The sequence below is a fragment of the Lysobacter sp. cf310 genome (assembly GCF_900114355.1).
GTDB lineage: Bacteria > Pseudomonadota > Gammaproteobacteria > Xanthomonadales > Xanthomonadaceae > Lysobacter.
The window spans coordinates 596,578-608,041 of record NZ_FOSS01000004.1 but is presented as its reverse complement, the minus strand read 5'-3'; the positions used below and the strand labels follow the sequence as shown (position 1 = coordinate 608,041).

Here is an 11,464-nt window from a genome sequence, read left to right as displayed (position 1 = left end):
CGCCTCGCCAAATCGGCGCCACCTTAGGCCCGCGGGATGCTAGCGTCCAATACATATAATTCAATTATCGATGAGCTGAACTCATACCTATGAACCTGCACCTGCTGCGCAGCTTCCTGACCGTGGTCGAGACCCAGAACTACTCGCGCGCGGCGGAACTGCTGTTCGTGAGCCAGTCGGCGGTGTCCAAGGCGGTGCGCGAGCTGGAGCACCAATTGGACCTGCCGCTGCTGGAGCGTGGCGGCGCCGACGGCAAGGCGCCGCGCGGCGTGGTGCTGACCGAACACGGCCGCGCGGTGTTCGAACATGCGCGCGCGATCTTCGCCCTGGAGCGTGCCGCCAGCGAGGACGTGCGCGATCGCGTCGAGCTGCGCCAGGGTCGGCTGCGCATCGGCGCCAGCACCACGGTGGCCGCGTACTGGTTGCCGCGCACGCTGGCCGCCTTCGTGCGCCGCTATCCCGCACTGGAACTGGAGCTGGTGGTCGGCAACACCGACGAGATCAGCCGTGCGCTGATCGATTGCCGCATCGATGTGGGCTATGTCGAGGGCGAAGTCGAGGATGCGCGCATCGCGGCCTCGCTGTGGCGCACCGAACCGCTGCGTCTGGTCGCCGCCGCGGACGTCGAGGCGACGCCTGGGCTGGGCAAACGCGTCAGTGCGGCCGCGTTGGCCGCGCAGACGTGGTTGCTGCGCGAGCCGGGTTCGGGCACGCGCCAGGCCGCGCAGGCCTGGTTCGAGGCGCAAGGCTTCGTGCCCGCGCGCACGATCGAGGTCGGCAGCAACGAAGCCATCGCGCGCGCGGTAGCGGCCGGCGCGGGCATCGCCTTGCTGCCGGAAACGGTGGTCGCCGACCTGCTGGCGATGGGCCGCCTGCGCGCGCTCGCCGGCGGCGGCGCGGCCGAGGCCGGCACACGCCCGCTGTATCGCCTGGAGCTGGTCAACCGCCCGCAAGCGCCGGCCTTGCGCGCGTTCCTGGCCCTGGACGCCGAGCCGGCTCGCACGCGCCGGCTGCGCTCGCATTCCTGAGCGCGCGCCGCCGCGCTCAGTCGGTGTGGAACACCCGCATCGGATGCACGCGCGCGGCGCGCAGCGCCGGCGCCAGGCTGGCGGCCAGGCCGGCCAGCAACAACGCCAGCAGAACCGCGCCGATGGCCAGCGGATCGATGCATCGCACGCTGATGGAACTGGCCGGCGAACCGGTGCCGCCGGAAGTGCATTTGACGCTGACGCCACTGTTACCCGCCCCGCGTTCGTCCTCCATCTCCAGCGCCTGTAAGGACAGGATCATTTCCATGTTGGAGCCTCCTTGCACAACGGTCTCCGCCGCCGGTCGACGGCGTAGGCCTACGCTGCGCCGCACAAGCGAGGCGTCGCTGGCTATCGCAAGCTGAGAAGGCCAAAGGCGGATGTCAATCGTAAGCGACGGCATTCGCGCTGGCGCACGCGGCTATGGCGTGGGACGACTCGTTCTCGTCGCGACCGCTGGTACTTCCTCATTCCCACCGGCTCTTGACGACCCGTCGCCAAGACCGCGCAATCGTCGGCATTGCGCTGTGCAAACAAGAACGCCAACTCGCGGTTGTCGCATGTCGCCATCTGCACGGCGGCGCCTCCACAAGACGCTCCGCTGGACCGTCGAGACGACGCGGCTCACCTACAGCGCGTCGCCGTCCATCTCGCCGGTGCGGATGCGCACCGCGCGCTCCAGATCCCAGACGAAGATCTTGCCGTCGCCGATCTTGCCGGTGCCGGCCGCCTTCATGATCGCCTCGACCACGCCGTCGACCTGCTCGTCGGTCACCGCGACCTCCAGCTTGATCTTGGGCAGGAAGTCGACCACGTACTCGGCGCCGCGGTAGAGCTCGGTGTGGCCCTTCTGGCGGCCGAAGCCCTTGACCTCGGTGGCGGTGATGCCGGCCACGCCCGCTTCGGCCAGGGCCTCGCGCACGTCGTCCAGCTTGAACGGCTTGATCACCGCCATGACCATCTTCATCGTCGCTCTCCGGTTCCTGATCCGCGCACTTGGCGCGCCTCGTCTGGGCGGCAGCATAGCCGAGCCGCAGGCTGCGGCCCTATCCCGGCGGCGTTCACGCGGTCTTCGCCCGGGCCCATCCGAGGATGGGCTACCTCGCGTCCGCGACCGCCGCCGTGGTGTAATGCCTCACCGCAATGTCGGATTTTTCTGACAGCGCGGCGCGGCCCGCACCGACGGCGCCGTCCCGGCCACGAGGCCATGCTGGCCACGTCCCCCGGATTGAGTCCCGACCCCGATGATCGACCTGAACCATATCGACGACCTCGCCCGCCGCCTGGGCTCGCTGCTGCCGCCGGGCGTGCGCGAAGGCCGCGAGGAAATCCAGCAGAACTTCAAGGCCGTGCTGCAGAGCGGGCTGGCCAAGCTCGACCTGGTCACGCGCGAGGAGTTCGAGGTGCAGCGCGCGGTCCTGCTGCGCACGCGCGAGAAGCTGGACGAACTGCAGCGCACCGTGGCCGAGCTGGAAGCCCAGCTGGGTCAATCCGCACCGCCCCAGCACTGAGTCCTCTCCCATGAATCTGGCGATCGCGCACAGCCGCGCGCGTACGGGCGTGCGTGCGCCCGCGGTTCGGGTCGAGGTCCACCTCGCCGGCGGCCTGCCGGCGATGTCCATCGTCGGCCTGCCCGAGGCGGCGGTGCGCGAGGCCAAGGACCGGGTGCGCGCGGCGATCCAGTGCGCGCAGTTCGAATTCCCGGCGCGCCGCATCACCGTCAATCTGGCCCCGGCCGACCTGCCCAAGGACGGCGGCCGCTACGACCTCGCGATCGCGCTGGGCATCCTCGCCGCCAGCGGCCAGATTCCGCTGGAGGGGCTGGGCGAATACGAGTTTCTCGGCGAACTCGGCCTGACCGGCGAGCTGCGCGCGGTCGACGGCGTGCTGCCCGCCGCGTTGGCCGCCGCCGATGCCGGACGCAAGCTGGTGGTGCCCGCCGGCAACGGCGCCGAGGCGGCGCTGGCCAGCCGGGTCGAGGCCATGACCGCGCGCACCCTGCTGGAAGTCTGCGCCATGCTGTCGGCGCGCAAAGCGCTGCCGGCGGCGGTCGCGGTGCCGGCCACGCGCACGCCCGGGCCGGACTTGGCCGACGTGCGCGGCCAGAGCCAGGCGCGCCGCGCCTTGGAGATCGCCGCCGCCGGCGGTCACCACCTGCTGCTGATCGGCCCACCCGGCAGCGGCAAGACCCTGCTGGCCTCGCGCTTGCCGGGCCTGTTGCCGGAGGCCGAAGAAGACGAAGCCTTGGAAGCCGCGGCCATCGCCTCGATCAGCGGGCGCGGCCTGGACCCGGCGCGCTGGCGCGAACGCCCGTTCCGCTCGCCCCACCACACCGCCAGCGCGGTCGCCCTGGTCGGCGGCGGCGCCGATCCGCGTCCGGGCGAGATCTCGCTCGCGCATCAGGGCGTGCTGTTCCTGGACGAACTGCCCGAATGGGACCGGCGCGCGCTGGAGGTGCTGCGCGAACCGCTGGAGTCGGGCGTGGTCACGATCTCGCGCGCCGCGCGCAGCAGCGAGTTCCCCGCGCGTTTCCAACTGGTCGCCGCCATGAACCCCTGCCCCTGCGGCTGGGCCGGCGACCGCAGCGGCCGCTGTCATTGCGGCATCGACGCGATCCGCCGCTACCGCGCGCGCGTGTCCGGGCCGATGCTGGACCGCATCGATCTGCACATCGAAGTGCCACGCCTGATGCCCACCGAGCTGCGCGCCGACGCGCCACCCAGCGAATCCAGCGCCGACGTGCGCGCCCGCGTGGCCCAGGCGCGCGAGCTGCAGCGCAGCCGCGCCGGCAAGGTCAACGCGCAGCTGACCCAGGCCGAAACCTCGGCCACCTGCCGCCTCGAGGACCGCGACTACGGCCTGCTCGAACGTGCGGTGGAAAGCCTGCAACTGTCGGCGCGTTCGGCCCACCGCATCCTGCGCGTGGCGCGCACCATCGCCGACCTCGCCGGCAGCCCGCGCATCCACAGTGCCCACCTCATCGAAGCGATCGGCTACCGACGCGCGGAGCGTGGGGCGGCGATGCAGGCGGCCTAGCGCCGCTCGATCATCCAATCGCCGAAACAAGCAGCCAGGGCGGGAAAGAACGTCCGATCATCAGCGGCCGGTTCTTCTAGCGACTTAAGTTCTTCTGGCGACTCAGGGGACGGGCCGAAGCTTGATTCCATAGAGCCTCTCCCTATGGATGCTGCCCGATCCTCACCCTCATGATTCTCATCGGCAGAGGCTCGCAGCGGAGTTTCAGGCAGACACCACTCACCGGTGCGGACGCGACGCCCGCTGCACGGCGTCCGCCGCCAAGGCCTGCACCAGGGCCGCCACCGCCTGCGCGCTGCGCCCGCCGGCGGCGAGTTCGATGACGAACGGGGCGCCGGTCAGCGCCCACAGCACATCGACCAGATCGTCGATGGCGTCGGCGCGCACCGCCATGCGTTCGACCAGCACTCGCAGCACGCGACGGCGGCGTTCGTTGCGCTCGCTCAATCCTTGCTTGAGTTCGGGATCGCTCGCGGCCGCGGCCAGCAAGGGCGCCATCACCGTGCGGCCGTCGACGAAGAATTCGCAGAACACCCGCACGACCTGTGCCAGGCCGGCCTGCGGGTCCGGCAAGGCCATCGCCGCGGCGATGCGCTGCAGGCCGCCGCTCAGCGCCAGCTCGTCGAACACGGCTTCGAGCAGCGCGCGGCGCGAGCCGAACTGGTGATAGACGGTCAGGCGGGTCACGCCGGCGCGCTTGGCCACCGCGTCCAGCGAAAAGCCACCCAGTCCTTCGTCGCCGGCGAGCAGTTCGCGCGCGGCCGCGATCACGCGTTCGCGCTTCTGCGCGGCGGCGGCGGCGCGCTGGGGGCTGTGATAGGCGCGCGGCGGTTCGGGGCTGTCCGGTTTCATGGGCAAGGCAGGGCGGATCAGCCCGCATCCTGCCCCAGAAGCCGCGAACACGGCAGCTTGTTTATTAACTATACACTATGTACAGTTAATATTCGCACCGTCGGAGGAGCTCCTCATGAACCTCGCATTCGTCGTCGTCGCCGTGTCCATGCACGTGCTGTCCAGCATCTTCTGGGCCGGCACCACGTTCGCCCTGAGCCGTAGCGGCGGATTGGGGCTCCAGGCCCTGCGCAGGCCGCAGATGGCGGCCGCGGCGGTGGCCATTCTCAGCGGGATCGGCCTGTGGGCCCTGCTCCATCGCGGCGGCCACGGCAACGCCGAGCATGCGCTCGCCACCGGCGCGGCGGCGGCGCTGATCGCGGCGCTGGTCCAGTTCGGCCTGCTGCGCGGCGAGCGCGCGCTGCGCGGCCAACGCGTGGCCGCGGGCCTGCTGGCGGTCGCCGCGCTGTGCATGGCGGTAGCGCGTTATGTCTGAGGATCCGGCACGCGACGGCTCGGCGCCGCTGCTCGATCACTTGATCCTGCGCGTCGCCGACCCGCAGGCGTCGTTGCGCTTCTATCGCGAGGTGTTCGGCTTCGAAAGCGAGCACGTCGCGGCTTGCGCGTTTCGGATCAATGCGCACTGCATCGTCGACCTGCTGCGGCACTCCGCACCGGAACGGCAGCACCTGGCCTTCGCCTTCGACCGTCACGGTTTCGACGCGGTGCTCGCGCGTCTGCGCGCACGCGAGCTCGCCTACGGCGGCGCGCCTTTCGCGCGCGACAGCCAAGCCGATGCCCTGGCGCCTGGTGCGCGCGGCTGGGCGCGCTCCTTGTATTTCTACGATCCCGATGGCCACAACCTGGAGCTGCGTTGCTACGGCGAAACGGCGTCCACGACCGAGACGCAGACATGACGACGCACGAGACCGAGGCCCGCTACCCCGACCTGCACGGCAAAATCGCCGTGGTCACCGGCGGTTCGCGCGGCATCGGCGCGGCGACCTGCCATGCGCTCGCGCGCCAGGGCGTGCGGGTCTACGTCAACGGTCGCGACGAAACGGCGATCGCCGCGGTGGTGACGTCGATACGCGCGGCCGGTGGCGAGGCGATCGCCGCGCCCGCCGACTGCTCGCAACTGACCGAACTCGAACGCCTGCGCGACCGCATCGTCGCCGAATCCGGCGCACCGGACCATCTGCTCGCGTTCGCCGGCGGCGGCAGCGGGCGGCCGATGCCGGTGCAGGACATCAGCGAACAGGACTGGCGCTCCAGCCTGGACCACAACCTCAGCTCGACCTTCTTCACGGTCAAGAGCTTCCTGCCCGGCATGCTCGAACGCGGCCGCGGCGCGATCCTGACCATGGCCTCGGCCGGCGGGCGCATCGCCGCGGGCGCGCCCGCGGGTTACGGCGCGGCCAAGGCCGGCGTGATCATGCTCAGCCGCCATCTCGCCCACGAGGTCGGCCCGCAAGGCATACGCGTGAACTGCATTTCGCCGTCGGCGGTGCTCACCGAGCGCACCCGCAACACGATCCCGGCCGAACGCCAGCGGGACATGCGTGCGGGCTTTCCGCTGGGCCGATTGGGCGCGCCGGAGGACATCGCCTCGGCGTCCTTGTTCCTGTTGTCTCAGGCCTCGTCCTGGATCACCGGCGTGGTGCTGGATGTGGCCGGTGGACGCGTCATGTTGTGAACGCTGGACCGGCGCGCGACCCGGCGCGAACCGCCTGCCGTCAGCTCGCCCATCCGATCGCGGCCTGATGCGGCTTCGATCGAGCACGTTCGATTCGCGCGCAACGCGCCGGCGCCGCGACGATCCGCCGCGGCTGCATCCGTCGATGCGCCGAGCGAACTACAGCCCGCCGCAATCCTTGCCGCAGACCTTGGGCCGTTCCAGGTAGTCGCGCGCGCCCTCGCGGGCTTCGCGCATCTGCGCCTGGGTGCCGCAACGGGTCTTCTTCACGCTGGTACCGCTGGTGCGCTCGCGCCAGCACACGTCCTGGTCGTCGCGCGCGCGGCGGCTGTCGATCAGTTCGGCGTTGATGCGCTCCAGGGCATTCTCGAAGCGGATCTTGTCGTCCATCGACAGCTGATCCAGGGTCTGCCTGCCCTCGGCGACCGCGAATACGTCCTTCTGCGCCTTGCGGATCGCATTGGTCTGACGCGGGCTGAGACCGTCGATGGCGCCGCCGTCCAGATCGGCCCGGAGGGCGCGTTGTTGCTCCATCACGATCTGCAGGCGGTCGCGGCCGTCGGTCGCGGGGCTTTCGGCCGCCGACAACGCGCCCGCGGCCAAGGCCAGCAGGATGCACAGCGCTATGGATTTCATGGCGGCGTCTCCGGTACTGGAAACCATGCGGCGATTCGATACCCGATCGAGCCGGACAGCCGCGTCGCCGGTGCCCGCGTCCGGCCCTCGCCGTGGACATTAGCTCGCTCGCCAGGCGCGGTGCCGCCGTACGTCGGAAGACCGCGCGATCCGGCGCGATGCGGGCGCCGCCGCCGGCCCAAGTGCCCGCCCGGAACGAAAACGGGCGGCCCTGCGGCCGCCCGTGCATGTCGCATGCGTGCCTGGAATCAGTCGCTCTTGCAATCCACGCAGGCGCCGCGGACGTCCATGCGGTTGCGCGCGGCGTCGCGCTCTTCGCGCATCTGGGCGACGGTCTTGCAGACGCGTTCCCTGCGCGTGCTGCCCAGGATCTGGCGGCGCTCGCAGACCAGGCGCTCGTCGTCGGTCCGGTTGATCGCCGCCTCGATCCACTCCAGCGCATTGAAGACTTCGGTCTTCTGCGCCTCGTTGAGATCGTCGGTGGTCTGCTTGCCTTCGAGCAGGCGCAGCACTTCGCCCTGCTTGCTCAGCAGCTGCGACCGGGTATCGGCGGAGAGGTCCTTGTAGCGGCCGGTGCGCGCCTCGACGCCGCTGCGGATCTCGGCCTGCTGGCTGCGGATGGATTCGGCCTGCAGCGTGTTGCGATCGACCGAGGCGAACGCCATCGGCGCCGCCAGCAAGCCGCCTAGCATCAGGGCCATCATTGCTTTCTTCATCGACATAGGAACGGTCCGTGGGCTGTCGGGGCCACCGAACTTACTTTGCCGAATCTGCCCTGTCGACTGCCTACAGGCACCTTTTTTACGGATATGCGCCGAGCCGAATACGGGCGTCGCCGGAACGGTCCAGCCCTCAGACCGTACTCCGTCCGGGCGCGCAGGACGGGATCGGCCTGCGCGCGACCGGGTCAGCGTCGGTCCTGGAAGGCGCCGCGGTCCAGGCTTTTGCGAGCGGCCTCGCGGGCCTCGCGCTCCTGCGCCACGGTCCGGCAGACCCGGACCAGGCGGGTGCTGCCGATGGTCCGCTCGCGCTTGCACACCATGCGTTCGTCTTCGGCGTTGTTGATCGCCGCCTCGATCCATTCCAGGCGGTTGAACACCTGCACCTGCTCCTCCTGGCTCAGATCGGTGGAGTGGGTCTTGCCCTCGATCATGGCCAGCACCTCGGCCTGCTTGGACAACAGCTCGCTGCGGGTGCTCGCCGGCATGTCCTTGTAGCGCCCGCGCTGCGCGATCACGTCGTCGTGGATCTGCTTTTGCTGAGAGGTGATGGCCGAGATCGCCAGGGGCGGACGGGGCGCTACGTCGCTAGCGGCCGCAGCCGTGGACGCCAGCAACAAGGCCGCAAACATCAAACCACGCATGAACTTCGCTCCCGTGCAATCCGCCGATTCGGAACGAACCACGCTATAGCGCGGGTGCGTCGCTGTCGATTGGCAAGATTTATGGAGAAAGCACAGAAAAAACGCATCAAAACTGCAGCTGTTCGCCCGCAGCACCGGCCTCCGAACAGGATCGGATCGCGATACGAACGCCGCCCGTGCGCAGGCGCGGCGTGGGCTCGCCGCCGCAGGCCCGCTTCAGATTTCCTGACCGCCGACCTGGCGCGGGCGCCGATCGAGATCGCGATTCGCGCGTTCCTTGTCCTTGCGCTCGTCGGCCACGGTGCGGCAGGTGCGCACCATGCGATTGCTGCCCAGGGTGCGCTCGATCCGACAGATCATGCGTTCCTCTTCGGCATCGTTGACGGTGGCTTCGATCCATTCCAGGCGATTGAACACTTCCACCTGTTCGCGCCGGCTGAGGTCGGCGGTGCTGGCCTTGTCTTCCACCAGGCTCAGGATCTCGACTTGCTTGGACAGCAGCTCGGCGCGAGTCGCCAAGGGCAGCTGGCCGTAGCGGCCGCGGCGGGCGACGTCGTCGGCGCGGATCTGCTTTTGCTGTTCGACGATCGCGAGGATCGGCAGCGGCGGCGGCGTGCGTTGCGCCTGCTCGCCGGCGACGGCGGTGGATGCCGCCCACAGTAAGGTCCATATGGCCAATGCACGCATCGACGCCCCCGAAGTCCGTGCCCATGCCGGGCTGCGCCCACTTTAGCGGCGACGGCGGCGGCGGTCGATGGTTTGGCGCCTTTCGCGCGCAGCGCCCTGCGCGCGAGCCTTCATGCCTCGCGCAGGGCCTGTCCAGCGTTCCGTTCGATCGCGGCTGAGCGCCGGCGCTGTCCTTGAAACCGCAATCGGTTTGCCCTATTGACGCACTTCGCGGTTGTCCAGACGCTCGCGGGTGGCTTCGCGCTCGGCGCGCATCTGACCGGCGGTCTTGCACACGCGCTCCTTGCGGGTGCTGCCCAGCACCGGGCGGCGCTCGCAGATCATGCGCTCGTCGTCGGCCTTGTTGATGGCCGCTTCGATCCACTCCAGGGTGTTGAAGACGTCCGTCTTCTGGTCCTCGTTGAGGTCCTGGGTCGACTGCTTGCCCTGCATGAGCTGGAACAGGTGGTCCTGCTTGGCCAGCAGCTCACCGCGGGCGTTCACCGACATGTCCTTGTAGCGGCCGCTGCCGGCCTGGACGGCGGCGCGGATTTCGGTCTGCTGGGAGCGGATCGATTCGAACTGCAACACGCCGCGATCGACCGACGCGAACGCGACAGGGGCCATCAGCAACAGCGACAAGGCCCAAACACGGAACTTCATGGTTCGACTCCTGGGTACGGATAGCTGGATTGCGAGCGACCGACGTTACGCGCGCGAAATGTGACCTTCAACCTTAAACGAACGCCGGCGTCGCGTCTGCCTGGACCGGCGGAATTCGAACAAAACCCAATATCGTCAACAACTTGGGCCGAAATTCACGGCGCTGTGCGACACACCACCCTTGCCTGCGGGGCGGCGCGCCGATGCGATCAACCGTGCCCGGGCTGCGCCGAACCGTGGCCGGCTGGCGGACATGCGTACGTGGATCGGGGCGGAAACGGCCGCACGCGTATTCAGGATCGGCCGGGGTCGGGGCCGGCCCGAGGCGCGATCGGGCGCCGCTTCCGCCCTAGGCCGACCAGACCGCCGCGCCCGGGTCGAACTCGGCCGTGCGCCGCTCGGCCGCGCGCCAGCCGAAGCCGCATACCGCCAGCGGCCCTTCCAGCAGCGGGTCCAGGCCGAAGCCGCGCTCGATGTCGACCTCGTTGATCGCGCAGGTCACGAACGCGCCCAGGCCCAGCTCGGTCGCGCTCAGGTACAGGGTCTGCGAGAGGTGGCCGCTGTCCAGCACCAGCGCGCGATAGGCCTTGGCGTGGTGGCGGTACTTCCAGAAGCAGCGCGCGTAACGCGGCGTCAGCACCGCCAGCACGTGGGCGTCGGCGAACCAGTGCTGGCCGGCGAGCGCGCGCAAGGCGAACGCCGCCAAGGCTTCGTCCGGCGCCGGCAGGGGTTCTAGCGCGTGCGCGATCGGGTGGTAGTGATACAGCCCGGGCGTCACGCCCTCGACGTTCTGCACCACCAGATAGGCCTCGGTCGGGTGCAGGCCGCCGGCCGAGGGCGTGTGCTTCTTCAGGAACACCGCCTCGTCGTGGGTGCGCAGCTGGGCCTGCGCGGCGAAAGTGCGTTGCAGCATGTGCGCGAACAACGCCTGCGGCAGCGGGCGCTCGCGGTCGTAGTTGCGGCAGGTGGCGCGGCGTGCGAGCAAGGCGTCGAATTCGTCCGCCGCGATCTCCGGCAAGGCGATGCGCTGCTCGGACGCGACCCGTTCGTGCACCGGCGGCGGCGGCGCGCCGAGTTTGTCGAGCAGGCCGGACACGGTGGTCATGTCCTTGGCCTCCATGTCGGCGACGCCGTCCACGCCGTGCCAGCGCGCCTGCCGATGCAGCAGCGCCGAGACCGGCCACCAGTGGCCATCGCGCACCGTCTGGTCGCGCTCGCGGTGCGCGGCATGGGCCGCGTCCTCGTCGATCAGCAGGCCGACCTCGAGCAATCGCGCCAGCGCCGCGGCGGGCGCCGCGTCCAGCGCCTCGGCCGAACTCCACTCGCCGGGACTGAACCGGCCCAGCAGTTCGCGCTCGTCGGCGTCGAGTTCGACTTCGCCTTCCAGATGCGCCGCCAGGGCCAGCCAACGCCGGCTGCGCCGCAGTCCGGCACCGCCGCTGAGCAGGGATTGCAGATCGAAGCCGATCTCCTCGCGCGGTTCCAGGAACACCACCGCGCATCGCCGCACCCGCATATTCCGCTCCCGTGCTGCATTTTTTACGG

General features: G+C 69.7%; 15 protein-coding genes. 6 read left to right on the top strand and 9 right to left on the bottom strand.

Annotated features, from left to right (window positions below):
* The first annotated feature begins 89 nt into the window (after positions 1-89).
* Positions 90-1,028: a LysR family transcriptional regulator gene (locus BMZ45_RS17135; RefSeq protein WP_091637722.1), complete on the top strand. Its 939-nt coding sequence runs from the start codon at positions 90-92 to the stop codon at positions 1,026-1,028.
* 16 nt (positions 1,029-1,044) lie between these two features.
* On the opposite strand, the gene BMZ45_RS17130 is transcribed toward BMZ45_RS17135, so the two are convergent.
* Together BMZ45_RS17130 and BMZ45_RS17125 are read right to left on the bottom strand one after the other, a co-directional pair.
* Complete coding sequence (locus BMZ45_RS17130) at positions 1,045-1,296, bottom strand: hypothetical protein (protein WP_139215556.1); 252 nt, start codon at positions 1,294-1,296, stop codon at positions 1,045-1,047.
* Positions 1,297-1,656: 360 nt separating this feature from the next.
* Entirely contained in the window at positions 1,657-1,995 is a 339-nt protein-coding gene (locus tag BMZ45_RS17125) for a P-II family nitrogen regulator (RefSeq protein ID WP_056176848.1), read from the bottom strand.
* A gap of 277 nt (positions 1,996-2,272) precedes the next feature.
* Between BMZ45_RS17125 and BMZ45_RS17120 the strand changes: the two genes are divergently transcribed.
* Entirely contained in the window at positions 2,273-2,539 is a 267-nt protein-coding gene (locus tag BMZ45_RS17120; protein WP_091637720.1) for a ubiquinone biosynthesis accessory factor UbiK, read from the top strand.
* A 10-nt stretch (positions 2,540-2,549) separates the two neighbouring features.
* Positions 2,550-4,064 carry a YifB family Mg chelatase-like AAA ATPase gene (locus tag BMZ45_RS17115; protein WP_091637719.1) on the top strand — a complete coding sequence of 505 codons (1,515 nt, stop codon included), beginning with the start codon at positions 2,550-2,552 and terminating at the stop codon, positions 4,062-4,064.
* 219 nt (positions 4,065-4,283) lie between these two features.
* Here the strand turns inward: BMZ45_RS17115 and BMZ45_RS17110 are convergent, their stop codons facing one another.
* Positions 4,284-4,916: a TetR/AcrR family transcriptional regulator gene (locus BMZ45_RS17110; protein WP_091637718.1), complete on the bottom strand. Its 633-nt coding sequence runs from the start codon at positions 4,914-4,916 to the stop codon at positions 4,284-4,286.
* A 115-nt stretch (positions 4,917-5,031) separates the two neighbouring features.
* Between BMZ45_RS17110 and BMZ45_RS17105 the strand changes: the two genes are divergently transcribed.
* The 3 genes from BMZ45_RS17105 to BMZ45_RS17095 are packed head-to-tail and all read left to right on the top strand — an operon-like array spanning position 5,032 to position 6,591.
* The gene (locus tag BMZ45_RS17105) at positions 5,032-5,391 is read left to right on the top strand and encodes a hypothetical protein (protein ID WP_091637717.1); all 360 of its coding nucleotides are present in this window, start codon (positions 5,032-5,034) and stop codon (positions 5,389-5,391) included.
* Entirely contained in the window at positions 5,384-5,812 is a 429-nt protein-coding gene (locus tag BMZ45_RS17100; protein ID WP_091637716.1) for a VOC family protein, read from the top strand. The genes BMZ45_RS17105 and BMZ45_RS17100 overlap by 8 nt, the downstream gene beginning before the upstream one ends.
* Entirely contained in the window at positions 5,809-6,591 is a 783-nt protein-coding gene (locus BMZ45_RS17095) for an SDR family NAD(P)-dependent oxidoreductase (RefSeq protein WP_091637715.1), read from the top strand. Before BMZ45_RS17100 ends, BMZ45_RS17095 begins: the two co-directional genes overlap by 4 nt.
* A 159-nt stretch (positions 6,592-6,750) precedes the next feature.
* On the opposite strand, the gene BMZ45_RS17090 is transcribed toward BMZ45_RS17095, so the two are convergent.
* The 6 genes from BMZ45_RS17090 to BMZ45_RS17065 form a co-directional block, all read right to left on the bottom strand.
* Complete coding sequence (locus BMZ45_RS17090) at positions 6,751-7,227, bottom strand: hypothetical protein (RefSeq protein WP_091637714.1); 477 nt, start codon at positions 7,225-7,227, stop codon at positions 6,751-6,753.
* A gap of 248 nt (positions 7,228-7,475) precedes the next feature.
* On the bottom strand, positions 7,476-7,949 hold the full coding sequence (locus BMZ45_RS17085) for a hypothetical protein (protein WP_139215555.1): 474 nt from the start codon (positions 7,947-7,949) through the stop codon (positions 7,476-7,478).
* 185 nt (positions 7,950-8,134) lie between these two features.
* Positions 8,135-8,590 carry a hypothetical protein gene (locus BMZ45_RS17080; protein ID WP_139215554.1) on the bottom strand — a complete coding sequence of 152 codons (456 nt, stop codon included), beginning with the start codon at positions 8,588-8,590 and terminating at the stop codon, positions 8,135-8,137.
* Between the two features lie 216 nt (positions 8,591-8,806).
* The gene (locus BMZ45_RS17075) at positions 8,807-9,277 is read right to left on the bottom strand and encodes a hypothetical protein (protein ID WP_139215553.1); all 471 of its coding nucleotides are present in this window, start codon (positions 9,275-9,277) and stop codon (positions 8,807-8,809) included.
* Between the two features lie 195 nt (positions 9,278-9,472).
* Complete coding sequence (locus tag BMZ45_RS17070; RefSeq protein ID WP_091637710.1) at positions 9,473-9,919, bottom strand: hypothetical protein; 447 nt, start codon at positions 9,917-9,919, stop codon at positions 9,473-9,475.
* A 349-nt stretch (positions 9,920-10,268) separates the two neighbouring features.
* Positions 10,269-11,435, bottom strand: coding sequence for a putative peptide maturation dehydrogenase (locus BMZ45_RS17065; protein ID WP_091637709.1), 1,167 nt, complete (start codon positions 11,433-11,435; stop codon positions 10,269-10,271).
* Between the last annotated feature and the right edge of the window lie 29 nt (positions 11,436-11,464).